Annotated in this window: 27 protein-coding genes; 19 read left to right on the forward strand and 8 right to left on the reverse strand. The window is 73.5% G+C overall.

Features of this window, described 5'->3' with window-relative positions; translation table 11 throughout:
• Positions 1-14: 14 nt before the first annotated feature.
• The gene (locus tag ACZ4M5_RS01505) at positions 15-362 is read right to left on the reverse strand and encodes a VOC family protein (RefSeq protein WP_467731893.1); all 348 of its coding nucleotides are present in this window, start codon (positions 360-362) and stop codon (positions 15-17) included.
• A 109-nt stretch (positions 363-471) separates the two neighbouring features.
• On the opposite strand from ACZ4M5_RS01505, the gene ACZ4M5_RS01510 reads away from it, so the two are divergent.
• Positions 472-918 carry a phage holin family protein gene (locus tag ACZ4M5_RS01510; protein ID WP_467731895.1) on the forward strand — a complete coding sequence of 149 codons (447 nt, stop codon included), beginning with the start codon at positions 472-474 and terminating at the stop codon, positions 916-918.
• A gap of 65 nt (positions 919-983) precedes the next feature.
• Here ACZ4M5_RS01510 and ACZ4M5_RS01515 read toward each other — a convergent pair whose 3' ends face one another.
• Complete coding sequence (locus tag ACZ4M5_RS01515) at positions 984-1943, reverse strand: LLM class F420-dependent oxidoreductase (protein ID WP_467731897.1); 960 nt, start codon at positions 1941-1943, stop codon at positions 984-986.
• A gap of 172 nt (positions 1944-2115) precedes the next feature.
• Here ACZ4M5_RS01515 and ACZ4M5_RS01520 point away from each other — a divergent pair, with 172 nt between their 5' ends.
• The 13 genes from ACZ4M5_RS01520 (at position 2116) to ACZ4M5_RS01580 (ending at position 12145) form a co-directional block, all read left to right on the forward strand.
• Positions 2116-3861 (forward strand): NAD(P)/FAD-dependent oxidoreductase, encoded by a 1746-nt coding sequence (locus ACZ4M5_RS01520; RefSeq protein ID WP_467731899.1) that lies wholly within the window; start codon positions 2116-2118, stop codon positions 3859-3861.
• Entirely contained in the window at positions 3858-5705 is a 1848-nt protein-coding gene (locus tag ACZ4M5_RS01525) for a transketolase (RefSeq protein ID WP_467731901.1), read from the forward strand. The genes ACZ4M5_RS01520 and ACZ4M5_RS01525 overlap by 4 nt, the downstream gene beginning before the upstream one ends.
• On the forward strand, positions 5702-6631 hold the full coding sequence (gene ligD / locus ACZ4M5_RS01530) for a non-homologous end-joining DNA ligase (RefSeq protein WP_467731903.1): 930 nt from the start codon (positions 5702-5704) through the stop codon (positions 6629-6631). Before ACZ4M5_RS01525 ends, ligD begins: the two co-directional genes overlap by 4 nt.
• A 95-nt stretch (positions 6632-6726) precedes the next feature.
• Positions 6727-7131, forward strand: coding sequence for a gas vesicle protein GvpO (locus ACZ4M5_RS01535; protein WP_467731905.1), 405 nt, complete (start codon positions 6727-6729; stop codon positions 7129-7131).
• 49 nt (positions 7132-7180) lie between these two features.
• Positions 7181-7603, forward strand: a complete 423-nt coding sequence (locus ACZ4M5_RS01540) for a gas vesicle structural protein GvpA (protein WP_467731907.1) — start codon at positions 7181-7183, stop codon at positions 7601-7603.
• Positions 7600-8373 carry a GvpL/GvpF family gas vesicle protein gene (locus ACZ4M5_RS01545; protein ID WP_467731909.1) on the forward strand — a complete coding sequence of 258 codons (774 nt, stop codon included), beginning with the start codon at positions 7600-7602 and terminating at the stop codon, positions 8371-8373. The genes ACZ4M5_RS01540 and ACZ4M5_RS01545 overlap by 4 nt, the downstream gene beginning before the upstream one ends.
• 4 nt (positions 8374-8377) lie before the next feature.
• A complete protein-coding gene (locus ACZ4M5_RS01550; RefSeq protein ID WP_451878914.1) occupies positions 8378-8641 on the forward strand; it encodes a gas vesicle protein GvpG in 264 nt (87 codons plus the stop codon).
• Positions 8638-9273, forward strand: a complete 636-nt coding sequence (locus ACZ4M5_RS01555; protein WP_467731912.1) for a DNA primase — start codon at positions 8638-8640, stop codon at positions 9271-9273. Before ACZ4M5_RS01550 ends, ACZ4M5_RS01555 begins: the two co-directional genes overlap by 4 nt.
• Positions 9270-10538: an SRPBCC family protein gene (locus tag ACZ4M5_RS01560; protein ID WP_467731914.1), complete on the forward strand. Its 1269-nt coding sequence runs from the start codon at positions 9270-9272 to the stop codon at positions 10536-10538. The genes ACZ4M5_RS01555 and ACZ4M5_RS01560 overlap by 4 nt, the downstream gene beginning before the upstream one ends.
• On the forward strand, positions 10535-10873 hold the full coding sequence (locus tag ACZ4M5_RS01565; protein ID WP_311680943.1) for a gas vesicle protein: 339 nt from the start codon (positions 10535-10537) through the stop codon (positions 10871-10873). Before ACZ4M5_RS01560 ends, ACZ4M5_RS01565 begins: the two co-directional genes overlap by 4 nt.
• Positions 10870-11631, forward strand: coding sequence for a GvpL/GvpF family gas vesicle protein (locus ACZ4M5_RS01570; protein WP_467731916.1), 762 nt, complete (start codon positions 10870-10872; stop codon positions 11629-11631). Before ACZ4M5_RS01565 ends, ACZ4M5_RS01570 begins: the two co-directional genes overlap by 4 nt.
• A complete protein-coding gene (locus ACZ4M5_RS01575) occupies positions 11628-11816 on the forward strand; it encodes a gas vesicle protein (RefSeq protein ID WP_029181094.1) in 189 nt (62 codons plus the stop codon). Before ACZ4M5_RS01570 ends, ACZ4M5_RS01575 begins: the two co-directional genes overlap by 4 nt.
• 65 nt (positions 11817-11881) lie before the next feature.
• The gene (locus ACZ4M5_RS01580) at positions 11882-12145 is read left to right on the forward strand and encodes a gas vesicle protein K (protein WP_369195155.1); all 264 of its coding nucleotides are present in this window, start codon (positions 11882-11884) and stop codon (positions 12143-12145) included.
• Between the two features lie 115 nt (positions 12146-12260).
• Here the strand turns inward: ACZ4M5_RS01580 and ACZ4M5_RS01585 are convergent, their stop codons facing one another.
• Together ACZ4M5_RS01585 and ACZ4M5_RS01590 are read right to left on the reverse strand one after the other, a co-directional pair.
• Positions 12261-13082, reverse strand: a complete 822-nt coding sequence (locus ACZ4M5_RS01585; RefSeq protein ID WP_467731919.1) for a class I SAM-dependent methyltransferase — start codon at positions 13080-13082, stop codon at positions 12261-12263.
• Between the two features lie 99 nt (positions 13083-13181).
• Complete coding sequence (locus tag ACZ4M5_RS01590) at positions 13182-14675, reverse strand: bifunctional phosphatase PAP2/diacylglycerol kinase family protein (protein WP_467731921.1); 1494 nt, start codon at positions 14673-14675, stop codon at positions 13182-13184.
• Positions 14676-14774: 99 nt separating this feature from the next.
• Here ACZ4M5_RS01590 and ACZ4M5_RS01595 point away from each other — a divergent pair, with 99 nt between their 5' ends.
• Together ACZ4M5_RS01595 and ACZ4M5_RS01600 are read left to right on the forward strand one after the other, a co-directional pair.
• Positions 14775-15317, forward strand: coding sequence for an MOSC domain-containing protein (locus ACZ4M5_RS01595; RefSeq protein WP_467731923.1), 543 nt, complete (start codon positions 14775-14777; stop codon positions 15315-15317).
• Between the two features lie 79 nt (positions 15318-15396).
• Positions 15397-17016, forward strand: coding sequence for an ABC-F family ATP-binding cassette domain-containing protein (locus ACZ4M5_RS01600; RefSeq protein ID WP_467731925.1), 1620 nt, complete (start codon positions 15397-15399; stop codon positions 17014-17016).
• Between the two features lie 25 nt (positions 17017-17041).
• On the opposite strand, the gene ACZ4M5_RS01605 is transcribed toward ACZ4M5_RS01600, so the two are convergent.
• Positions 17042-18142, reverse strand: a complete 1101-nt coding sequence (locus tag ACZ4M5_RS01605; RefSeq protein ID WP_467731927.1) for a baeRF2 domain-containing protein — start codon at positions 18140-18142, stop codon at positions 17042-17044.
• A gap of 64 nt (positions 18143-18206) precedes the next feature.
• Here ACZ4M5_RS01605 and ACZ4M5_RS01610 point away from each other — a divergent pair, with 64 nt between their 5' ends.
• Complete coding sequence (locus ACZ4M5_RS01610; protein WP_467731929.1) at positions 18207-18494, forward strand: DUF6158 family protein; 288 nt, start codon at positions 18207-18209, stop codon at positions 18492-18494.
• A 105-nt stretch (positions 18495-18599) separates the two neighbouring features.
• On the opposite strand, the gene ACZ4M5_RS01615 is transcribed toward ACZ4M5_RS01610, so the two are convergent.
• The 3 genes from ACZ4M5_RS01615 to ACZ4M5_RS01625 form a co-directional block, all read right to left on the reverse strand.
• On the reverse strand, positions 18600-19142 hold the full coding sequence (locus ACZ4M5_RS01615) for a type 1 glutamine amidotransferase domain-containing protein (RefSeq protein WP_467731931.1): 543 nt from the start codon (positions 19140-19142) through the stop codon (positions 18600-18602).
• 121 nt (positions 19143-19263) lie between these two features.
• The gene (locus ACZ4M5_RS01620; RefSeq protein WP_467731933.1) at positions 19264-19695 is read right to left on the reverse strand and encodes a CBS domain-containing protein; all 432 of its coding nucleotides are present in this window, start codon (positions 19693-19695) and stop codon (positions 19264-19266) included.
• A 70-nt stretch (positions 19696-19765) separates the two neighbouring features.
• Positions 19766-20167, reverse strand: a complete 402-nt coding sequence (locus ACZ4M5_RS01625; protein WP_467731935.1) for a DUF2795 domain-containing protein — start codon at positions 20165-20167, stop codon at positions 19766-19768.
• 296 nt (positions 20168-20463) lie between these two features.
• Between ACZ4M5_RS01625 and ACZ4M5_RS01630 the strand changes: the two genes are divergently transcribed.
• Positions 20464-21297, forward strand: coding sequence for an RNA polymerase sigma factor SigF (locus tag ACZ4M5_RS01630; RefSeq protein WP_467731937.1), 834 nt, complete (start codon positions 20464-20466; stop codon positions 21295-21297).
• 78 nt (positions 21298-21375) lie between these two features.
• Positions 21376-22392, forward strand: coding sequence for a hypothetical protein (locus ACZ4M5_RS01635; protein WP_467731939.1), 1017 nt, complete (start codon positions 21376-21378; stop codon positions 22390-22392).
• Positions 22393-22629: the final 237 nt, after the last annotated feature.

The raw sequence follows: 22629 nt of genomic DNA on the forward strand, positions 1-22629 counted from the left end.
GCGCGGCCGCGGGATCACACCCGGCGGTCCACGTACTCGTAGACCGAGCCGTCCGGATGAAGGGCGATCAGGTTGCGGCCCGCCGGAGAGGACAGGGGGCCCGCGACGATGTGCGCGCCCAGGCCGGTGAGCACCCGGTGAGTCTCCTCGACGTCCCGGACGGCGATCGTCGCGGCGACCTTGCGCAGCACCTCCAGCTCGGCCGGCGGACCGCTCATCAGCAAGAAGCAGCCGATCGCGGCCACGTGGACACCGCCCCGCTCGAAGCGCTGGGCCGTGCCGCCCGCCAGGCGCTCGTAGAACGGGATCGCGGTCTCGAGGTCGTCGACGCAGACACGCAGTGTGGCACCCAGAATCTCCATGCCCACGAGCCTAGTTGGGCCGCCCGCGCGGCGAGATCAGTCCACACGATCTCCCCGCGGGGCAGGGCGGCCCGACTTGAGCGGCCGGGGCGCGGGTACCCGCAAGGACATGAAGCCGTTGGATCACCTGGAGCATCTGGACAAGCACCTGGTCGACGAACTGGCCCAGGTGGCGCGCGAGACCGTGCGTGAGGAGCTGCGCGAGCAGACGCGCAAGCAGCGCCGCAGGGCGGCCCTCTACGCCGCGTCCGGCGCCCTCGCCCTCTACGCGGGCGCCGCCCTGGCGCTCGCCGTGGGCCTGGCCCTCGCCCTCGGCCTGCCCGACTGGGCCGCCGCGCTGATCACCGCCGTGATCCTCGCGGTCGCGGCGTTCGTGCTGCGCGGCATGGCCCGCCCCTCCCACCCGGGCTCCGGCCACCCGGCCGGCTCGGCCCCGGCCGCACGGGACGCGGAGCGGGCCGCCGGCGACCCGCCCGTGCCGCCGGCCGCCCCCGTCCCCGGGGTCGTGCCCCCGCGGCCGGCGCACGACCCGGACGTCCCCGGCACCCGGGCCTGACGAGGCGACGTACGCACCACGCGGCGGGGACGGCACCCACGAGGGCCGTCCCCGCCGCGCGGGCGTCAGGCGGACTGGAGCTGCGGCAGCACCTTCGTGCGGTAGAAGTCGAAGAAGCCGCGCATGTCCGGGCCGATCTGGTTGACGTAGATCATGTCGTAGCCCGCGTCGGCGAACTGCTTCAGCTCCGCCACGTGCTCGTCCACGTCGTCGCCGCACACCCGGTTCGCGCGCACCATGTCCTCGGTGACCAGCTGCTGCGCCTGCTCGAAGTGCTTGGGTGAGGGCAGCACCTGGCCCAGCTCCCCGGGCAGCTGCTCGTTCGCCCAGAGCCGGTGCACGGTGCGCACGGCCTCCTCCTTGTCGGTGCCGTAGCAGACCTTGGTGCCGCCGCTGACCGGCTTCCCGCCGCCCCCGCCCTTGCGGTACTGCTCCACCATCGCCTCGTCGGGCATGACCGAGATGTAGCCGTCGCCGACGCGGGCGGCCAGCTTCGTCGCCGCCGGCCCGAAGCCGGAGATGTCGATCGGGACCGGCTCGTCCGGGACGGTGTACAGGCGGGCGTTCTCCACGGTGTAGTGCGGGCCGTGGTGGTTGACCTCCTCGCCGGTGAAGAGCCGGCGCATCACCTGGATGGCCTCCTCCAGCATCTCCAGCCGCACGTGGGCCGGGGGCCAGTGGTCGCCGAGGATGTGCTCGTTGAGCGCCTCGCCGGAGCCGACGCCGAGCCGGAAGCGGTTGCCGGTCATGACCGCGCTGGTCGCGGCGGCCTGCGCCACCACCGCCGGGTGCATCCGCACGGTCGGGCAGGTCACGGCCGTCTGGATCGGCAGCGACACCGCCTCGGACAGCGCGCCGATCACCGACCAGACGAACGGGCTCTGGCCCTGCTCGTCGTTCCACGGGTGGTAGTGGTCCGAGATCCACAGCGCCTGGAAACCGGCCTGCTCGGCCATCCGCGCCTGCTCGATCAGCTCGGCCGGGCCGTACTGCTCGCACGAGAGGAAGTAACCGTATTCGGGCATGGGGGAGTGCCTCCGCGACGTCGACGGTCCGTATCCCGCACCGGGTACCCGGCGGCGGGACCGGAAACCGGCGCCGCCGGGGTGCTCCGGGGTGGGCGCACGTTTGGGCGTCCTGCCCAGGGGGACGCGGAAGTCTCCCGAGCCATGCGACAGCGCCGGAGGCGAGCGAACCGTGAGTCGACCCCGCATCGTGATCGTCGGTGCCGGTTTCGCCGGGTACCGCACGGCCCGCACCCTGTCCCGGCTCACCCGGGGCCGGGCACACATCACCCTGCTCAACCCCACCGACTACTTCCTGTACCTGCCCCTGCTGCCCCAGGTCGCCGCCGGCATCCTCGAACCGCGCCGGGTCACGGTCTCCCTCTCCGACACGCTGCGCGACGTGCGGCTGGTGCTGGGACAGGCCGACCGGATCGACCTCGACGGGCGCACGCTGCACTACACCGGTCCCGAGGACGAGGAGGGGACGCTCGCCTACGACCGGCTGGTGCTCACCGCCGGCAGCGTCAACAAGCTCCTGCCGATCCCCGGCGTCGCCGAGCACGCGCACGGCTTCCGGGGGCTGCCCGAGGCGCTGTACCTGCGCGATCACGTCACCCGGCAGGTCGAACTGGCCGCCGCCACCGACGACCCGGAGACCTGCGCCGCGCGCTGCACCTTCGTGGTGGTCGGCGCGGGCTACACCGGCACGGAGGTCGCCGCGCACGGGCAGATGTTCACCGACGCGCAGGTCCGCCGGCATCCGCTGCGGCGGGGCATGCGGCCCCGCTGGATGCTGCTGGACGTGGCGCCGCGGGTACTGCCGGAGATGGACGAGAAGCTGTCCGCCACGGCCGACCGCGTACTGCGGCAGCGGGGCGTGGACGTGCGCATGGGCACGTCCGTGCAGGAGGCCACGCACGACGGGGTCGTGCTCACCGACGGCCGGTCCGTCGCGACCCGCACCCTGGTGTGGTGCGTGGGCGTACGGCCCGACCCGCTGGTGGAGTCCCTCGGCCTGCCCACGGAGAAGGGACGGCTGCTCGTCGACCCCCACCTCCGGGTGCCCGGGCGGCCCGAGGTGTTCTCGTGCGGTGACGTGGCCGCCGTGCCCGACCTGGAGAAGCCGGGCGGCTACACGCCGATGACCGCGCAGCACGCCTGGCGGCAGGGCAGGGTCGCGGCCGAGAACGTCGCCGCGTCGCTGGGACTGGGCGGGCGGCGCAGGGCCTATCGCCACCGGGACCTCGGCTTCGTCGTCGACCTGGGCGGGGCCAAGGCCGCCGCCAATCCGCTCGGTGTGGCGCTGTCCGGGGTTCCGGCCGGGGCGGTGACCCGCGGCTACCACCTGGCCGCCATGCCCGGCAACCGGGTCCGGGTCGCCGCCGACTGGCTGCTGGACGCGGTGTTGCCGCGGCAGGCCGTGCAGTTGGGGCTCGTACGGTCCTGGTCGGTGCCGCTGGACACCTCCTCGCCGGAGGTGGCCCGGGTCGCGGGCGGCCCCGACCGGCGACAGGAGGCGGGCGCCCGCTCCGGCCCGGGAGCGTCCCTCCCGCCGGACCGGAAGGACGACGCCGTCCGGGGGGCTCGGAAGGGCACCGAGCCCGCGAAGGACCGGCCGGGCGGCGAGCCCGCGAAGAACCAGCCCGGCGGCGAGCCCGCCAAGAATCAGCCGGGCTCCGAGCCCGCGAAGAACCAGCCCGGTGGCGAGCCCGCCAAGAATCAGCCGGGCGGCGAGGCCGCGAAGAATCAGCCGGGCGGCGAGGCCGCCAGGAATCAGCCGGGCGGCGAACTCGGCAAGGGGCAGCCCGGCCGTGCGGCCGGGCGGGGGCGGGGGCGGCTGTCGGGTGCCGCCGACTCGCCCCCCGGGCCGGGACCCGCACCCGGCCCCGTCAAGCGCACCGACCACCCGGACGACTCCGCGAAAGGGGACTCATGAACACCGGTGAACTCACCGACCTCGGACAGCAGCTGCGCGTCGACAGCATCCGCGCCGCCGCCGCGGCGGGCTCCGGGCATCCGACCTCCTCGATGTCCGCCGCCGACCTGATGGCCGTCCTGTTCGCACACCACTTCCGCTACGACTTCGACCGCCCGGCCCACCCCGGCAACGACCGCTTCGTGCTCTCCAAGGGGCACGCCTCCCCACTGCTGTACGCCGCGTACAAGGCGGCCGGGGCCATCGACGACGAGGAACTGCTCACCTTCCGCAAGCTCGGCAGCCGCCTCGAAGGCCACCCCACCCCCCAGCGGCTGCCCTGGGTGGAGACGGCCACCGGCTCGCTCGGCCAGGGCCTGCCCGTCGGCGTCGGCATCGCGCTGGCCGGCAAGCGCCTGGACCACGCCGACCACCGCACCTGGGTGATGTGCGGTGACAGCGAGCTGGCCGAGGGTTCCGTGTGGGAGGCCGCCGAGCACGCCGGGTACGAGCGCCTGGACAACCTCACCGTGATCGTCGACGTCAACCGCCTCGGCCAGCGCGGCGCCACCCGGCACGGCCACGACCTGGACGCCTACGCCCGCCGCTTCCAGGCCTTCGACTGGCACACCGTCGAGATCGACGGCCACGACGTGGACGCCATCGACCGCGCCTACGCGGAGGCCGCCTCGACCCAGGGCCAGCCCACCGCGATCCTCGCCCGCACCCTCAAGGGCAAGGGCGTCGAGGCGGTCCAGGACCGCGAGGGCCTGCACGGCAAGCCGCTGGCGGAGGCCGAGGACGCCATCGCCGAACTCGGCGGTCCCCGGGACCTGCGCATCCAGGTGCGCGAGCCGGCCGCCGCCCGCATGCTGCACTCCGTCCACACCGGCGACTTCGAGCTGCCCACGTGGGACAAGGGCGAGGAGGTCGCCACCCGCAACGCCTTCGGCGAGGCCCTGACCGCCCTCGGCACGGGCCGCGGCGACGTCGTCGCCCTGGACGGCGAGGTCGGCGACTCCACCCGGGCCGAGTTCTTCGCCAAGGAGCACCCCGAGCGCTACTTCGAGTGCTACATCGCCGAGCAGCAGCTGGTCGCCTCCGCGGTGGGCCTCGCCGCCCGCGGCTGGGTGCCGTACGCCACCACGTTCGCGGCCTTCCTGACCCGCGCGTACGACTTCATCCGCATGGCGTCCATCAGCGGGTCCGGCATCAACCTCGTCGGCTCCCACGCGGGCGTCGCCATCGGCCAGGACGGGCCGAGCCAGATGGGCCTGGAGGACCTGGCGATGATGCGGGCCGTGCACGGCTCGACCGTGCTCCACCCCTGCGACGCCAACCAGACCGCGCGGCTCGTCGGCGCGATGGCGGGCCTGGAGGGCGTGCGCTACCTGCGCACCTCACGCGGCGAGAGCCCGGTGATCTACGGCCCGGACGAGGACTTCCCGGTCGGCGGCAGCAAGGTCCTGCGGTCCTCCGGCGAGGACCGGATGACCCTCGTCGCCGCCGGTGTCACCGTGCACGAGGCGCTGGCCGCGGCCGACGCCCTGGCCGAGGAGGGCATCGCCGTCCGGGTGATCGACCTGTACTCCGTCAAGCCCGTCGACGCGGCCACGCTGCGCCGGGCGGCCGAGGAGACCGGCTGCCTGGTCACCGTGGAGGACCACCACCCCGAGGGCGGCCTCGGCGACGCGGTCCTCGACGCGTTCACCGACGGGCGTCCCGTCCCCCGTCTGGTGCGGCTCGGCGTCCGCTCGATGCCGGGCTCGGCCTCCCCGGAGGAGCAGCTGCGCGCCGCCGGCATCGACGCGGAGTCGATCGCGGCCGCCGGGCGGCTGCTGGTGGAGGAAGCGGTCGTGCGGTGAGCGGCGCCGACGGCACGCGCAAGGTGCGGGCGGGCCGCCGCACGGTGGAGGTGCACCGGCCGGACAAGGTGCTCTTCCCCGGCGGCGGCGACGCCAAGGAGTACACCAAGGCCGACCTGGTCGACTACCACCGGGCCGTCGCGCCCTTCATGCTGCCGCACCTGCGCGGGCGCCCGCTGATGCTGGAACGTCACCCGGACGGCATCGACGGGCCCACCTTCATGCAGAAGAACACCCCGGACCACTACCCGGACTGGATCACCCGGACCGAGCTGGCCAAGGAGGGCGGCACGGTGTGCCACACCGTGTGCGACGACACCGCCACCCTCCTGTACCTGGCCGACCAGGCGAGCATCACCCTGCACCGGTGGCTGTCCCGGGCCGCCCGCCCCGACCACCCCGACCGGATGGTCTTCGACCTGGATCCCTCCGGGGACGACTTCGAAGCCGTCCGCGAGGCCGCCCGGCTGCTCGGGGAGCTGCTCGACGCGCTGAAGCTGCCCTCGGCCCTGATGACCACCGGCTCGCGCGGGCTGCACGTGATCGTGCCGCTGGACGGGCGGCAGGACTTCGACGAGGTGCGCGCCTTCGCCCGGGACGTCGCCGACACCCTGGCCGACGCCCACCCCGACCGGCTCACCACCGCCGCACGCAAGAAGGACCGCGGCGAGCGGCTCTACCTCGACATCCAGCGCAACGCCTATGCCCAGACGGCCGTCGCGCCCTACACGGTCCGGCCCCTCCCGGGCGCCCCCGTGGCCACCCCCGTCACCTGGGAGCAGCTCGACGACCCCGCCCTCACCGCCCGGCGCTTCACCCTCGCCGACGCCGTGGAGCAGGCCCGCACCGAGCCCTGGTCCGGGCTGCTGGACCGCGGCCGGGCGCTCGGACCGGCCCGCCGCAGGCTGGAGGCCCTGCGCCGCTGAACCAGCGCCCTCCTCTCCGTCCGGCGGGTGGCAGATGCATGTGTCCTGAGAGGTTTGGCGAACAGGCTTGCGGCCACACGGAGGGGGAGGTGGCCATGTCGAACACAAAAAACACTCAAGAGTCACAGGATTCACAGGAGTCGCAGGACTCCCGTGAACCCCGGAAGACCAGGAGGTCGACGAGCAGGTCGACCAGCGGGTCGAGCGACAACCAGACATCCCGGAAGCGGCCGCGCCCCATGGAGGTGCTGCGCGAGGCGCGCGCCCAGCTCGCCGAGCTCACCGGCATGGAAGCCGAGTCGGTGTCGTCCTTCGAGCAGACGGAGGAGGGCTGGTCGCTGGAGGTCGAGGTACTCGAGCTCGAGCGGGTGCCCGACACGATGAGCCTGATGGCGAGCTACCAGGTGGAGCTCGACCCCGAAGGGCAGCTGACGGGTTACAAGCGCGTGAGGCGCTACGAACGCGGCCGTTCCGACGCCCGCAGAGGAGGCGGCCGCTAGGCCGCCCGCGTAACCGACCCGTACCCGAATACGAGGAGGAACACCCGGCATGACTGTCGTACCGGCACAGCAGTCCGGCGGCGGAGGCGGCAGCAGCGGTCTCTACGACGTGCTCGAACTCGTTCTGGACAGGGGGCTCGTCATCGACGCATTCGTGCGCGTCTCCCTGGTCGGCATCGAGATCCTCAAGATCGACGTTCGTGTCGTCGTCGCCAGCGTCGACACCTATCTGCGCTTCGCGGAGGCGTGCAACCGGCTCGACCTCGAGGCCGGCCCCCGCAAGGACCCGGGACTGCCCGACCTCGTCGGCGAGATGACCGAGTCCGGCGCCCGCGGCAAGTCCAAGGGGGCGCTGTCCGGCGCCGCCGAGACCATCTCCGACGCCTTCAAGCAGGGGCGCGGCGAGGGTGAGTCCGAATCGCGTCCGCGGGCCCGCAAGACGGCGTCCCGCCGGAAGGAGGAGCAGGAGTGAGCACCTACGTCTACGGCATCGCGGCGAGCTCGCACCCGGCCCTCCCGGAGGGCATGGGCGGTGTCGGCGACCCGCCCCGCGAGGTGCGCATCCTGCGCGAGGGCGACCTGGCCGCCATCGTGAGCGAGGCGCCCGAGAACCTGCGGCCCAAGCGCAAGGACCTGCTCGCGCACCAGAACGTGCTCAGCGAGGCGGGCGCGGCCGGCTGCGTGCTCCCCATGCGGTTCGGGAGCGTCGCCCCGGACGACCACTCCGTCACCTCGGTGCTCGCCGAGCGGGCCGAGCACTACAAGGAGCGGCTGCAGGCCCTGGACAACCGGGTCGAGTACAACGTCAAGGCCAACCACGTCGAAGAGGCCGTCCTGCACCAGGTGATGGCCGAGAGCCCCGACATCCGCGGCCTGGCGGAGGCCAACCGGCAGGCGGGCGGCGGGAGTTACGACGACAAGATCCGGCTCGGCGAGATGGTCGCCGCCGCGGTCAAGGCCCGGGAGGCCGAGGACGGGGCCGCGGTGGAGCGCGCGCTGGACGGGGTCGCCGACGACGTCAGCGTGGGCCCCGAGTCCACCGGCTGGCTGGCCAACGTCTCGTACCTGGTGGACCGGGACGCGGCGGAGTCGTTCCTGGCCGCGGTCGAGCGTGTGCGCAAGGACATGCCGCACCTGGAGGTGCGGGTCAACGGCCCGCTGCCGCCGTACAGCTTCGTCGAGCCCGGCCCGTCCGAGCCGGCGGGCACCGCGGCGGGCGGCACGGACACCGGAGCGGGGTGACGACGTGGGCCTGATCTCTGAGGTGCTGCTGCTGCCGCTCGCACCGGCACGCGGCAGCGCCTGGGCCATCAAGCAGGTCGTCCAGGAGGCCGAGCGGATCTACTACGACCCCGCGACGATCCGGGCCGAGCTGGCCCGTCTGGAGGAGCAGCTGGAGGCCGGGGAGATCACGGAGGAGGAGTTCGACCGGCAGGAGGACGAACTCCTCGACCGGCTGGAGATCGCTTCGCGCCGAGGCGCGGGAACAGGTAACGGGACGACACAATGAACCGAACGGGACTGGGTCTCGCCGTGGGGGCCGGATACCTCCTCGGACGGACCAAGAAGCTCAAGATGGCGATGGCCGTCGGCGGCCTGGTGGCCGGCAAGAAGCTGAACCTGAGCCCGCGCATGATCGCGGATCTGGTGCAGCAGCAGCTGAAGAACAATCCGCAGTTCAAGGAGATCGGCGACCAGCTGCGGGGTGAGCTGCAGGGGGTCGGCAAGGCCGCCTCCGGCGCCCTGGTCGAGCGGCAGCTCGACGCGCTGGCCGACCGGCTGCACGGCCGTACCGCCCAGATGCGCGAGCAGCTGACCGGCGGCGGACGCGACGAGGACGCGGACGACGCCCACGACGACGACGCCCACGACGACGAGGAGCACGAGGACGAGGAGCAGGAGGGCGAGGAGCCCGAGGACTCCGGCGGCGAGGAGGACGAGGAGCCGAAGGCGAAGAAGGCCCCGGCCAAGAAGGCCCCGGCCAAGAAGGCGGCCAGGAAGGCACCCGCCAAGAAGGCCCCCGCGAAGAAGACGGCGGCGGCCCGCAAGACGGCGTCGAAGAAGACCTCGGCCGCGAGGAAGACGGCCGCGGGGGGCGGCGGCAGCCGCACCCGGCAGCCGAAGGGAGGCGGTGAGGAATGACCGACACTCTCGGATCGGCGAAGTCCGCCGCGAACGGATCGTCGAAGAACCCGCTCGCCGACGTGGCCCACAGCGAGGCCGCCGACCGGCTCAAGGCGGAGGTGCAGGAGTACTTCGCCGCGCAGGCCACCCGGATGCTGACCGGCGTGGGCCGCAAGCTCGGCGAGACCACCGGCAAGCTGAACGACATCGCCGAGGGCAACAGCCCCGGTCTCGGCAAACTCGCCCTGTCCGGCGGCCGCAAGCTCGCCGAGGGCAAGGGGCCGGTGCGCGCAGCCCTGGAGACCGGCGGTTCCCACCTCAAGGACAAGGTCACCGGCGCCTTCAAGAGCCTCGGCGGCGGCGGCAAGAAGGGCAAGGGCCGCTCCGGCAACAAGCCCACCGTCATCATCGAGCACATCGACGTGGGCGTGCCCCTGCGCACCGCCTACGACCAGTGGACCCAGTACCAGGACTTCAGCACCTTCGCCAAGGGCGTCAAGAGCGCGAGCCGCGACGACGACACCCACTCCGACTGGCAGGCGAAGATCTGGTGGTCCAACCGCAGCTGGAAGGCGAAGACCACCGAGCAGATCCCCGACGACCGCATCGCGTGGACGTCGGAGGGGGCCAAGGGCACCACCAAGGGCGTCGTCTCCTTCCACCGGCTCACCGACAACCTGACCCGGGTCCTGCTGGTCATCGAGTACTACCCTTCCGGCTTCTTCGAGAAGACCGGCAACATCTGGCGCGCCCAGGGCCGCCGCGCCCGGCTCGACCTGAAGAACTTCGTCCGGTTCATCACCATCAAGGGCGAGGCCGAGGACGGCTGGCGCGGTGAGATCCGCGACGGGGACGTCGTCAAGAGCCATGAGGACGCCGTCGCCGAGGAGGAGGAGTCGGAGTCCCAGGACGAGTCCGGATCCGAGGACGACGACGCCGAGGGCGAGGCCTCGCAGGACGACGAGCCCGAGGGCGAGTACGAGGACGAGGACGACGACCAGGACGAGGACGAGGACCGTCCCGAGGGCGAGTACGACGACGAGGCCGAGGACGAGGAGGAGGACGAGGAGCAGCCCGAGGGCGAGTACGAGGACGAAGAGGACCAGGAGGGCCAGGAGAACGGGGAAGAGGACGGCGAGGAGTACGACGAGGACGAGGAGTACGAGGACGAGCGGCCCGAGGAGGACGACGAGCCGGCGGACGAGTACGAGGACGAGGAAGAGGAAGAGGAGTACGAGGACGAGCCCGAGAAGGAGCGGGCCACGGGTGGGAGCCGGCGATGACGACGCCCAGCAGGATGCCCGAACCCTACGGCCAGGCGAGCGGCGCCAACCTCGCCGACATCCTGGAGAGGGTGCTGGACAAGGGCATCGTCATCGCGGGCGACATCCGCATCAACCTGCTCGACATCGAACTCCTCACGATCAAGCTGCGGCTGATCGTCGCCTCGGTGGACAAGGCCAAGGAGATGGGCATCGACTGGTGGGAGACGGACCCCGCCCTGTCCTCGCGGGCCCGCCGAGACGAACTCGCCCGTGAGAACGCCGAGTTGCGCGAGAGGCTGGCCCGGCTGGAGGAACTGGAGCCCGGCCGGGCGGAGAAGAAGGAGGCACCGTGACCGGACTGCGGTACGTCTACGCCGTCTGCCGCCCCTTCGGGACACCGCTTCAGGCCCAGTTGACGGGGGTGGCGGGGGACCCGCCCCGGGCGCTGCCCCACCGTGGACTGGTCGCGGTGGTCAGCCACGTGCCGGAGCAGGACTTCGCGGAGGAACCGCTCCGCGCCCACCTGGAGGACCTGGACTGGCTCACCGCCACGGCCCGCGCCCACCAGGGCGTGATCGACGCGCTCACCACCGTCACGACGCCGCTGCCGCTGCGTCTGGGCACCGTCTTCCACGACGACAGCGGTGTGCGGAGCATGATCGAGGCCCGCGAGGACGAGTTCTCCAGCACGCTCGACCGGCTGGAGGGCCGCGTCGAGTGGGGCGTCAAGGTGTACGCCGAGTCCGAACCGCAGGAGAGCGCCCCGCCCGCGCAGAAGCCCGCGTCGGGCCGGGACTACCTGTTGCAGCGGCGGAAGCAGACGAAGTCGCACGAGGACATGTGGCAGCGGGCCGAGAGCTTCTCGACCCGGCTGCACGAGGAGCTGTCCGGCTTCGCCGAGGACTCCCGGCTGCACGCCCCGCAGAACCCCGCGCTGTCCAAGGCGTCCGGCCGCAACGTGCTGAACGCGGCCTATCTCGTGCCGCGCGCGCACTCCGAGGAGTTCGTGGAACTGGTGGACCGGACGAAGGGCGAGGCGCCGGGGCTGCGGGTGGAACTCACCGGGCCCTGGGCGGCCTACTCGTTCGCAGGGGAGGCCGCGACATCGTGACCGTAGTGGAACGCCGCGAGGTCGCCCTCGTGGACCTGCTCGACCGGCTGCTCGCCGGCGGCGTGGTGATCACCGGGGACGTCACGCTGCGCATCGCCGACGTCGACCTCGTCCGCATCGACCTCAACGCGCTGATCAGCTCGGTGAACGCCCAGGTGCCCTCACCGTTCGAGGAGTTGCTGTGACCACCCCGGAAGGTCCCTTGCCGGACCCCCTGCCGGACCCCTTGTCGTCCCCGAAGCCCAAGCGGATGGACCTGGAACCCGACACCGTCGAACGCGACCTGGTCAAGCTGGTCCTGACGGTGGTGGAACTGCTGCGCCAGCTCATGGAGCGCCAGGCGCTGCGCCGGTTCGACGTGGGGGACCTGACCGAGGACCAGGAGGAGCGCATCGGGCTGACGCTGATGCTGCTGGAGGAGCGCATGGCGGAGCTGCGCGACCGCTACGGGCTGCGGCCCGAGGACCTCAATCTGGACCTCGGACCGCTCGGTCCCCTGCTTCCCCGGGAGTGATCCGGCGACCTCCGCGGAATCGACGGCGAGAGTCCGACGGGAAGGGCGCCCCCACAACGGGGGCGCCCTTCCCGTTCGCTCACCACCGGTACCCACGGCCCCTGCCGCCCGCCTCTCAGGACTCCTTCCGGCAGAGGATCTCTCCGTGCAGGACGCCGAACCATCCCTCTTCCCGGGCGCCCCACTCACGCCAGGCGCGGGCCACGTCCCGCAGTTCCCGCTCGCCGGCGTGCCCGCCCCCCAGCGCCCGGTCCGCGTAGGCCGAGGCGAGCGTCCGGTCGGCCCACAGCCCGCTCCACCACGCCCGCTCCTGCGGCGTGGCGAAGGTCCACGTGCCGGAGCTCGCCGTGACGTCCGTGAACCCGGCCCGCAGCGCCCAGGCCCGCAGCCGGCGCCCGGCGTCCGGCTCCCCGCCGTTGGCCCGGGCGACCCGGCGGTAGAGGTCCAGCCAGGCGTCGAGCCCTTCCGAGGCGGGATACCAGGTCATCGCCGCGTAGTCGGCGTCCCGCACGGCGACGAACCCTCCCGGCCGGGTCACCCTGCGCATCTCCCGCAGCGCCCGGACGGGATCGCCGACGTGCTGGAGCACCTGGTGGGCGTGGACCACGCAGAACGTGTCGTCCGGGTGGTCGAGGGCGTTCACGTCGGCGACCGCGAAATCGGTGTTGCGCAGCCCGCGCGCCCGTGCCGTGGCGCGGGCCTGCTCCAGGACGGCCGGTGCCAGGTCGACCCCCGTGACGTGCCCGTCCGGCACCCGTTCCGCCAGATCGGCGGTGATCGTGCCGGGCCCGCACCCGATGTCCAGGATCCTCATGTGCGGCTGGAGCGAAGGGAGCAGGTAGGCGGCCGAGTTGGCGGCGGTCCGCCAGGTGTGCGAGCGCAGCACGGACTCGTGGTGCCCGTGCGTGTAGACGGCGGTCTCCCGGGGTTCCGGCATGGCGGTCCAGCCCTTCCGATCGGTTTCGGCAGGGCCTCACCGTACGCGCCGCGACCGTATGTTGAGACCTGGCGTCTTGTCATGTGGGACGAAGGCGGGTCAGTATCCGGTGATCGGACGGTAGACGGTCAGGGCCCGGGGCAGTTTCTCCAGCGTCACGGTGCCTTCCACCTCGGTCACCTCGCCGTCGTGGGCGAGGAGGGTGCCGGGGGCGACGTGGTCCAGGCGCAGGCGCCGCACCTGCACCGCGGCGTGGACGGGGGAGCGCGTCAACGGCCCCGCGAAGGCGGCGGCGAGCAGCCGCACGGCCGGCCGGCGCCCGCCGTGCACGACCCGCACGTCGAGCTGCCCGTCCGCCAGGTCCAGCCGCCGCCCCGACAGCAGGCCCATCCGGTGGTAGGTGCCGTTCCCGGCGAACAGCAGCCACAGCGGGCGCGTGCGGCCCCCGAGCTCGGCCTCCAGCGGGTGCCGGTCGGCCCGCAGCACGCGCAGGGCGGCGAGCACCCCCGCCGGCCAGCCGCCGATCCGCTTCGACCAGCGCTCCCGTTCACGCACCAGCTCCGGGTACACGCCCACACTGCACGTGTTGAGGAAGACGCCCTCCCGGCCGCCGCCGGCGAACCGGCCCACGTCCACCCGCACGGCATCGCCCTGGCGCAGTGCCCGGGCGAGATCGCGGACGTCCTCCACGCCCAGGTCGTAGGCGAAGTGGTTCAGGGTGCCGCCCGGCAGCACGGCCAGCGGCAGACCGGAGCGCAGGGCCACCCGGGCCGCCGTGTTGACGGTGCCGTCGCCGCCGCACACACCCAGGACCCGGGCCCGCCCCGCCGCCCTGTCCAGTTCCGCCGGCACCTCCTCGGGGGCGCACTCCACGACCTCGGCACGCGGCAGCGCGTCCCGCAGGGCGGAGGCGCGCTCGGCCGACCCCGAGGCGGTGTTCGCCACGAGGACCAGACCCTCGCCCTCCAGCAGCGCCGGCACCTCGGCCCGCGGCCGGGGCAGCGCGGTGACCTGCGCACGCGTCGGCACCACACCCCGCAAGGCGTACGCGGTGCCCACACCCAGCGCCGCGCCCGCCAGGACATCGCTCGGGAAGTGCGCACCCGACCGCACCCTCGACCCGGCGACGAAGGCCGCCACCGGGGCCACGACCGCGCCCCAGGCCGGGGACTCCAGTGCCACACCGGCCGCGAAAGCGGCGGCGGACACGGCGTGCCGCGAGGGGAAGGACGTGGTGACCGGCCGCCGCCGCACCCGCCGGAGCACCGGCAGCGGCGCCACGGCCGGGCCGGGGTGACGTACCGCGCGCTTGCCCAGGGCGCCGGCGGCCAGGGAGGCGGCGCCCAGCGACGCCAGCCCCCGGGTGGCCGCACGGCGAGCCCGGGGCGTGCGGCTGGCCGCCAGGGCCACTGCGGCGGCGCACCAGAACGCCCCGTGGTGCGCGCTCCGGTCCAGCGGCGCCAGGACGGAGGGCACGGGCCCGCGCCGGCCCGCCACGGCCTCGAAGAGACGGCGGTCCGCGGCGAGGACCCGGTCGAGCAGGGCGGAACGCCCGATCTTGCGGAAGAGGAGGGCCCGGTCGGAGGTCGTCATGTCCTGCGGGTACCCGCCGACGGGCCGGGGTGGACACACCGGCGGTGTCCGGGCAGGCTCGGGGGACGATCATCGGGCCGGACGAGGGGGAAGCACGGCATGAGCGGGCGAGTGACGGCGGTCAGCAGCAACGGGGAGTACTCCTTCACCAAGCCGAACCGGGACAGCATCCGGCTGCTCGCCGGACTGGGGGTGGAGGGGGACGTGCACGCCGGAGCGACCGTCAAGCACCGCTCGCGCATGGCGCAGGACCCCACCCGGCCCAACCTCCGGCAGGTGCACCTGATGCACGAGGAACTCTTCGACGAGGTGGGCGAGGCGGGCTTCCGGGTGACGCCCGGCGACCTGGGCGAGAACATCACCACCCGCGGCATCGACCTGCTCGCCCTGCCGACCGGCACCCTGCTGCGCATCGGCGACACGGCCGTCCTCGAGGTGACCGGGCTGCGCAACCCCTGCCTGCAGATCGACGCCTTCCGCACCGGCCTGCTCAAGCGCGTCGTCGGCCGTGACGAGGAGGGGCGGGTCGTGCGCAGGGCCGGGATCATGAGCGTGGTCCGGGAGGACGGCGTCGTCCGGCCCGGGGACACGATCGGCGTGGAGCTGCCCGCGGAGCCGTTCCGGCCGCTGGAGCGGGTCTAGGGCCCGGCGCCGGCGCACGCCGGGCGGCCACCGGAAATGGGTTTGCCCCATCCGCGGCCCGACCCGGACAATCGCGCCCATGGGTCATCTCGAAGCCGCGCATCTGGAGTACTACCTGCCCGACGGACGGGCGCTGCTCGGCGACGTCTCGTTCCGGGTGGGGGAGGGGGCCGTCGCGGCCCTCGTGGGCCCGAACGGCGCCGGGAAGACGACCCTGCTGCGCCTGCTCTCCGGTGAGCTCAAGCCGCACGGCGGTTCCGTCACCGTCGGCGGCGGGCTCGGCGTGATGCGGCAGTTCGTCGGATCCGTGCGCGACGAGACGACCGTGCGCGATCTGCTGGTCTCGGTCGCCACGCCCCGCATCCGCGAGGCCGCCCGCGCCGTGGACGTCGCCGAGCACGCCCTCATGACCGTCGACGACGAGTCCGCGCAGCTCGCGTACGCCCAGGCGCTCGCCGACTGGGCCGAGGCCCGCGGCTACGAGGCCGAGACGCTGTGGGACATGTGCACCACGGCCGCCCTCGGCGTCCCCTACGACAAGGCGCAGTGGCGGCAGGTCCGGACCCTGTCCGGCGGCGAGCAGAAGCGTCTCGTGCTGGAGGCGCTGCTGCGCGGCACCGACGAGGTGCTCCTCCTCGACGAGCCCGACAACTACCTCGACGTGCCCGGCAAGCGCTGGCTCGAGGAACGGCTCGCCGAGACCCGCAAGACCGTCCTGTTCGTCTCGCACGACCGCGAGCTCCTCGCCCGCGCCGCCCAGCGCCTCATCTCCCTGGAGCCGGGGCCCGCCGGAGCGGACGCGTGGGTGCACGGCGGCGGCTTCGCCACCTTCCACGAGGCCCGGCGCGAGCGCTTCGCCCGTTTCGAGGAGCTGCGCAGGCGCTGGGACGAGAAGCACGCCCAGCTGAAGAAGCTCGTGCTGAACCTGCGCCAGGCCGCCGCGGTCAGCCACGAGATGGCGTCCCGGTACGCGGCCGCCCAGACCCGGCTGCGCAAGTTCGAGGAGGCCGGCCCGCCCCCCGAGCCGCCGCGCGAGCAGGACATCCGCATGCGCCTGAAGGGCGGCCGCACCGGCGTCCGGGCCGTCACCTGCGAGAAGCTGGAACTCACCGGCCTGATGAGGCCCTTCGACCTGGAGGTCTTCTACGGCGAGCGGGTCGCCGTCCTGGGCTCCAACGGCTCCGGCAAGTCCCACTTCCTGCGTCTGCTCGCCGGCGACGACGTGGCGCACACGGGGCAGTGGAAGCTGGGCGCCCGCGTCGTGGCCGGTCACTTCGCGCAGACGCACGCGCACCCGGAGCTCCAGGGCCGCACCCTGCTGGACATCCTGTGGAAGGAGCACGCGCAGGACCGGGGCGCGGCCATGTCCCGGCTGCGCCGTTACGAGCTCACCCAGCAGGCCGAGCAGACCTTCGAGCGCCTGTCCGGCGGCCAGCAGGCCCGCTTCCAGATCCTGCTGCTGGAGCTGCAGGGCGTGACGGCGCTGCTGCTGGACGAGCCGACCGACAACCTGGACCTGGAGTCCGCGGAGGCACTCCAGGAGGGGCTGGAGTCCTTCGAGGGCACGGTCCTCGCGGTCACGCACGACCGCTGGTTCGCCCGGTCCTTCGACCGCTACCTGGTGTTCGGCAGCGACGGCCGGGTGCGGGAGACCCCGGAGCCGGTCTGGGACGAACGGAGGGTGGAGCGGGCCCGGTAAGCACCCACCCCACCCGGCCGCCGGCTCACTTCCAGCGCAGCAGCGCCCCGAGGCCGCCGACCGGCACCTCCTGCGCGGAGACCGACAGGGCGGGCGCGTCCGTGGCCACCGCGCAGCGGATCAGCGCGTCGTCCGCCCGGGCCGGCCAGGAGTGCTGCTCGCCGAGCACCTTCAGATCCGTACGCCGCACCGCGAGCTGGTCGGGGTCCTCACCGATCCACACCTCGCGGTGCGCGTCCGGCCCGTCGACCCGCACCAGCAGCTCGTCGATGCGGTGCTCGCGCGCCGCCTCCACCAGCGCGGGCACGCCCTCGACGGCCCCCGCGCGTCCCGCGTCGTCCGGGGTGCGCGCGGCGCGGAACCGGTCCAGCTCCTCCTCGGTCCGCCGCGCCTCGTGCTCGGCCCGGATCCGTTCCACGTCCTCGTCCAGCAGCCGGCTGCCCGCGCCGTGCGGGGCCTCCACGGCCCTGCCGTGCAGCCGCTTCGGCAGCCGTTCGTGCACGGCCCGCCGCTCACGCTGCTCGCCGACGAGGATCAGCAGGTCGGCGCCGGTCTCCTCCTGGCAGACGGCGAGCGCGTCCGCGATCTCGGCGGCGTTGTGCTCCCAGGTGTTCTCCACCCGCAGCTGGAAGTGCCGCTCGGACCAGTCCGCCGTACTCGTCCGGTGCACCGGCCACTGCCGCCCGCTGACCCCGCCCGCCTCCCGGCGCCCCAGCGCACTGCGCAGCTCGAAGTCGGCGCCCTTGCGGTCGATGTAGGCCACCACGCACAGCGGGTCCTCGCCGGCCAGGTCGAGCAGAGGGGCGACCCGGGGCAGCGCCGCCCATTCGGCCCAGTCCCCGCCCTGCGGCGGACGGACCAGCGCCGCGTCGAGGACGACCTCGCCGTCCCGGGCGAACAGGGCCCGGCCGTGCGGGTCCGAGGAGCGCCGCAGATCCTCGATCGCGCCCTGCACGGCCCGGCACGTGGCCTCGTCCGCGCCGCGGTCCGCCAGCCGCCCCGCCATGGCCTGGGCCGTCAGCCGCCGCTCGTGCGCGGCGTCCTCCGTCTGCCGGGACGTGTCCACGTACACGGAGGCCCAGGGGCCGGGGTGTTCGTACAGTGGGTGCAGAAAAGCGAGATCCATGGCTCCCTCCCGGGTGCCTCTCGGAAGTGGTGCGCTTTGCTCCCGGGGCGGGTACCCGGACCGCATGGACGAACACGACGAGCGGGGCGACACGATGACCGGAGTGGACCCTGGCCGGCTGGACGACCAGCAGCTCATGAAGGAGCTGGAGAACATCCACCGCACGCGCCACGACACACTGCTGTACGGCTCGAACGACGCGCTGCGCGCCCACAACGAGCGCATGGCCCAGCTCGAGGGCGAGTACCTGCGCCGCAACCCCCAGCGCCCGGTGGCCGCCGGACGCACCCGCGAGGGGGCCCGGGAGCGCACCGCCGGGGAGTCGGCGACCCCCACGACACCAGGCACCTGAGTCCTCGCCGGGTACGGCACCGGACCCTTCCGGACGGTGCCGTACGCGCGGGGACCGGGCCGGTGAAGAACCGGCCCGGTCCCCGCGCAGGCGAGCGTCGCTCCGTCAGGCGGCGCTCTTCGTGAAGACCTCCAGGAAGGTCTCGCAGAACGCCTTCAGGTCGTCCGGCTTGCGGCTGGTGACCAGCTTGTTCGCCCCGTGGTCGCAGACCTGGACCTGCTGGTCGACCCAGGTGCCGCCCGCGTTGCGGATGTCCGTCTGCAGGCTCGGCCACGAGGTCAGCACCCGGCCGCGCACGACGTCCGCCTCGACCAGGGTCCACGGCGCGTGGCAGATCGCCGCGACCGGGCGGCCCTGCTCGAAGAAGTCCCGCACGAAGGCGACGGCCTTGTCGTCCATCCGCAGGAAGTCCGGGTTCGCCACGCCGCCGGGCAGCACCAGCGCGTCGAACGACCCGGGCGCGGTCTCGCCCACCACCTCGTCGACGGGGAAGGTGTCGGCCTTGTCGAGGTGGTTGAACGCCTGGATCTCACCTTCCTGCGTCGACACCAGCACGGGCTCGTGGCCCGCGTCCTTCACGGCCTGCCACGGGTCGGTCAGCTCGACCTGCTCGACGCCCTCGGGTGCGACCAGAAATGCGATGCGCATGATGTTCCCTGTCCCTTCTCGGTCTTGCGTGCTGTCGTCGTCAGTCGTCAGTCGTCGTCAGTCGTTGTTCGTCGTCGTCCGTCGTCGTCCGTCGTCGTTCTTCGCGGTTCCGCCCGGGCGGTCAGGCGCCCGTCGGGCCGCCCGGCTCGGCGCGGCTGATGTCGGCGAGGGCCGAGGCGGGGTCCTCGGCCTCGGCCAGGTCGCCGAGGCTGACGATCCCGACCGGGAACCCGTTCTCCACCACCGGCAGCCGGCGCACGGCGTGCTCGCGCATCAGCGTCACCGCGGTCGCCACCCGGTCCTCCGGCGTCACCGTCACCGGGTCCTTCGTGCACACGGCCTGCACGCTCACCGTCGCCGGGTCGAGACCGTCGGCGACCGTCCGCACGACGATGTCCCGGTCGGTGAGCACACCGATCACGTCCTGTCCCTCGGCCACCACCACGTCGCCGATGTTCTGCGTGCGCATCGCCTGGGCCGCCTCGACGAGCGAGGCGTCCGGGCGCACGGCGACGACACCCGGGGTCATCACGTCCTTCACGTACTCGGCCATGCCCGGGCCTCCGTCCCCTTCCAGGCCGGTGGGGCACCGCGGCGCGCCGCGGTGCCCCCGAAGCGGTTCCTCACGCGTACTCCTGCGGGCCGGTCTCCCGGACCCGGACCATGGCCTCGGCCAGCTCCTGCACGGTGCCGTAGTGCTCCTTGCGCGGCAGTCGCTCCGCGGCCTCGACCAGCGCGTCGGGCGCCCGCCGGTCACGCAACGCGCGGACCAGCTCCCGCGCGTTCGCCGGGAACGCCCTGCGGCCGAGGATGCGGGCCAGATCCAGCCGCACCGACTCCAGGGAGCTCGGGGCGCGGCTCGGTGTCACCGGCCCGTACGCCACCTCCGGATCGTCCTCGGCGTACGGCTCCGGGTCGTGCCAGTCCTCCGCACGCGTCGGGTGCCCGGACCTGAGCAGACCCTGCAGTTCGTGCTTCATCTCGTCGTCCCGGTGGACGCTCAGCCGGTCGCTTCCTCGCTGCATGTCTCCCTCCAGACGTTCGGGGGCCCGCACCGCGTACCCGGACACCGGCGGACGACACCGCTTTCGCGCCGCCGGATCGTGGTGTACGCACCGGTTCGTGGCGAAGCGCCGGGCGGCACTTCGCCCTGGTTTGGGACGGCCGACGAGGGGCAGGCGGACGGGAGTGCTTCGGACTGGAGGCACCCCCGTGGGGGCGGCTCGGCGGGAGCGGCGGCGCCCCGTCCGTCCGGCCGACGCGCCTGGCTCCCGCGGTGACCACCCGCCCCGCAGCTACCAGCAGGGAATGGGGACGCACCATGCCGACCCGAACCAGTGCCCAGCACCCCCACCACGACGCCCCCGACACCGCGGAGGCCTTCTCCCGCCTCACCTCGATGCCCGCCGGTCCCGAGCGCGACGCCCTGCGGGACGCCGTCGTCGAGGCGTGGCTGCCCATGGCGGACCGGCTCGCCGGCCGTTTCCGCAGCCGCGGGGAGAGCTACGAGGACCTGCGCCAGGTCGCGGCCCTCGGCCTGGTCAAGGCCGTCGACCGGTACGACCCCGCCCGCGGCAACGCCTTCGAGAGCTACGCCGTCCCCACCGTCACCGGTGAGATCAAGCGGCACTTCCGCGACCACATGTGGACCCTGCACGTGCCCCGCCGCGTCCAGGAACTGCGCAACCGCGTGCGGTTCGCCTCCCGCGAGCTGTCCCACGTCTCGCCCGGCCGCCGGCCCACCGTCCCGGAGATCGCCGCCCACACGGGCTTGAGCGAGGAGGACGTCCGGGCCGGCCAGGAGGCGCTGGAGAGTTTCACGGCCCTGTCCCTCGACGCGGAACTGCCCGGCAGCGACGACGGCTACTCGCTGAGCGACGTCCTCGGCACCCCCGACGCCGCACTGGACACCGTGGTGGACCGCGAGGCCGTCAAGGCACGGCTGACGGCACTGCCCGAGCGCGAGCGGGCGATCCTGTACATGCGGTTCTTCAAGGACATGACGCAGAGCCGGATCGCCGAGGAACTGGGCATCTCGCAGATGCACGTCTCCCGGCTGCTCAGCCGGTGCTGCGGGCGGGTGCGGGACCAGGTCATGCGGGACGTCGCCGAGGCGGGGTCCGAGTCACCCGATCGGCGGGCGCCGTCCCGCTAATGGGGTCCCGTTCCGCGCGGCGTCGACGGGGGCGGGCTGTCATGGCAGAGGGGCAGGACGAACGAAGGAGTCCCCTCCATGCGCCGCACCCTGCACGTCCTCACCGTCACCGTCGTCGCCGGAACCGCCCTCGCGGGCTACCCGCCGGCCTTCGCCGAGCCGGCCGCCGAGGTCAGTCCCGCCGCCGTGCAGCCCGGCGGCACGCTCACCGTGTCGGTCCGCTGCGATCCGACCGGCGGGCCCCCGCCCGGGAGCATCGAGGCGACCTCGGAGGCCTTCGCCGAGGGCACGGTGTCGCTGCGCCGGGTCGACGGCGGGGGCACCGGCGGTCACGGTGCCGCCGAGTGGGGTGCCGAGCCGGCCCGTACCGGCACGGCGGCGCTCGCCACCGCCGAGAACGCCGAAGCGGGCCCCGGCGTCCTCGCCCAGGGCATCGATCCCCTGGCGGAGGACACCGATCCCCTCGCGGAGGACGCGGAGATCCCGGGGGAGGACGCGGGGCTTCCCGGAGGAGACGCCGAGCTTCCGGCCGACGACCCCGAGCTCCTCGCCGAGGACCCGGAACTGCTCGGGGAGGATCCCGGTCTCGGTGAGGACCCCGATGCGCTCGGGGAAGACCCCGAACCCGGTGAGAGCCCCGAGCATCTCGGGGACGGCTCCGACTGGCCGGCCGAGGGTGGCACCGGCGGCCAGGGGACCGCGCCGGTCTACCGCGGCACCGCCGTCATCGCCCCGGCCGGGGACCTCGAGGGCGGTGCGCACGCCGGTGGACAGGACTCGGCGTGGACCGTCGACGGCACCTGCCCGGCGGCTCCCGGAGGGCACGGCAAGGAGTGGAGCGCGACGTTCACCGTCCTGCACGGCTCCGGCCCCCACCCGCCCACGCACCAGCCCTGCCCCAAGCCGTCCCCCCACCACGAGCCGGACCCGGCCCGGTGCGGCGAGGCGCCCGTCCAGCGCGGGGTACGGGCCGGCGACGGCGGGGCGTTCACCGACTCCGTACCGGCGCTGGCCGCCGGGGGCCTCCTGATCGCCGGCGCCCTGGGCGCCGCCGTGCACCGGCTGCGCACCCGCCGGAGCGACCCGTACCGCTGAGCCTGATCCACGACGACCGGGAGCGCGCGCGGCCCGGCCCGGGCGTGGACCCGGCGCACACCCTCGCCCCACGAGCCCCCCGCTTCCCCGGCCCGGCCCCGTCCATGCTGTGACCGTCACGACCCCGTCCGCGGCCCATGAGGCGGGGCCCGTGTGGGTACTCAGAGGCCGTGGAGGCCGGCCGCACACCCGGCGACCCGCGGCGAACGGGGGGAACAGGGAGAACAGGGGAGCGGA

Source organism: Streptomyces sp. NPDC026246, assembly GCF_055567995.1.

Excerpts from the sequence above, each read along its gene's own strand:
- ACZ4M5_RS01615 (WP_467731931.1), bottom strand. The coding sequence starts at position 19,142 with ATGCGCATCGCATTTCTGGTCGCACCCGAGGGCGTCGAGCAGGTCGAG.
- ACZ4M5_RS01565 (WP_311680943.1), top strand. The coding sequence starts at position 10,535 with ATGACGACGCCCAGCAGGATGCCCGAACCCTACGGCCAGGCGAGCGGC.
- ACZ4M5_RS01535 (WP_467731905.1), top strand. The coding sequence starts at position 6,727 with ATGTCGAACACAAAAAACACTCAAGAGTCACAGGATTCACAGGAGTCG.
- ACZ4M5_RS01590 (WP_467731921.1), bottom strand. The coding sequence starts at position 14,675 with ATGACGACCTCCGACCGGGCCCTCCTCTTCCGCAAGATCGGGCGTTCC.
- ACZ4M5_RS01505 (WP_467731893.1), bottom strand. The coding sequence starts at position 362 with ATGGAGATTCTGGGTGCCACACTGCGTGTCTGCGTCGACGACCTCGAG.
- ACZ4M5_RS01605 (WP_467731927.1), bottom strand. The coding sequence starts at position 18,142 with ATGGATCTCGCTTTTCTGCACCCACTGTACGAACACCCCGGCCCCTGG.
- ACZ4M5_RS01595 (WP_467731923.1), top strand. The coding sequence starts at position 14,775 with ATGAGCGGGCGAGTGACGGCGGTCAGCAGCAACGGGGAGTACTCCTTC.
- ACZ4M5_RS01610 (WP_467731929.1), top strand. The coding sequence starts at position 18,207 with ATGGACGAACACGACGAGCGGGGCGACACGATGACCGGAGTGGACCCT.
- ACZ4M5_RS01630 (WP_467731937.1), top strand. The coding sequence starts at position 20,464 with ATGCCGACCCGAACCAGTGCCCAGCACCCCCACCACGACGCCCCCGAC.
- ACZ4M5_RS01585 (WP_467731919.1), bottom strand. The coding sequence starts at position 13,082 with ATGCCGGAACCCCGGGAGACCGCCGTCTACACGCACGGGCACCACGAG.
- ACZ4M5_RS01580 (WP_369195155.1), top strand. The coding sequence starts at position 11,882 with ATGGACCTGGAACCCGACACCGTCGAACGCGACCTGGTCAAGCTGGTC.
- ACZ4M5_RS01540 (WP_467731907.1), top strand. The coding sequence starts at position 7,181 with ATGACTGTCGTACCGGCACAGCAGTCCGGCGGCGGAGGCGGCAGCAGC.
- ACZ4M5_RS01625 (WP_467731935.1), bottom strand. The coding sequence starts at position 20,167 with ATGCAGCGAGGAAGCGACCGGCTGAGCGTCCACCGGGACGACGAGATG.
- ACZ4M5_RS01515 (WP_467731897.1), bottom strand. The coding sequence starts at position 1,943 with ATGCCCGAATACGGTTACTTCCTCTCGTGCGAGCAGTACGGCCCGGCC.
- ACZ4M5_RS01635 (WP_467731939.1), top strand. The coding sequence starts at position 21,376 with ATGCGCCGCACCCTGCACGTCCTCACCGTCACCGTCGTCGCCGGAACC.
- ACZ4M5_RS01600 (WP_467731925.1), top strand. The coding sequence starts at position 15,397 with ATGGGTCATCTCGAAGCCGCGCATCTGGAGTACTACCTGCCCGACGGA.
- ACZ4M5_RS01510 (WP_467731895.1), top strand. The coding sequence starts at position 472 with ATGAAGCCGTTGGATCACCTGGAGCATCTGGACAAGCACCTGGTCGAC.
- ACZ4M5_RS01620 (WP_467731933.1), bottom strand. The coding sequence starts at position 19,695 with ATGGCCGAGTACGTGAAGGACGTGATGACCCCGGGTGTCGTCGCCGTG.
- ACZ4M5_RS01525 (WP_467731901.1), top strand. The coding sequence starts at position 3,858 with ATGAACACCGGTGAACTCACCGACCTCGGACAGCAGCTGCGCGTCGAC.
- ACZ4M5_RS01560 (WP_467731914.1), top strand. The coding sequence starts at position 9,270 with ATGACCGACACTCTCGGATCGGCGAAGTCCGCCGCGAACGGATCGTCG.
- ACZ4M5_RS01555 (WP_467731912.1), top strand. The coding sequence starts at position 8,638 with ATGAACCGAACGGGACTGGGTCTCGCCGTGGGGGCCGGATACCTCCTC.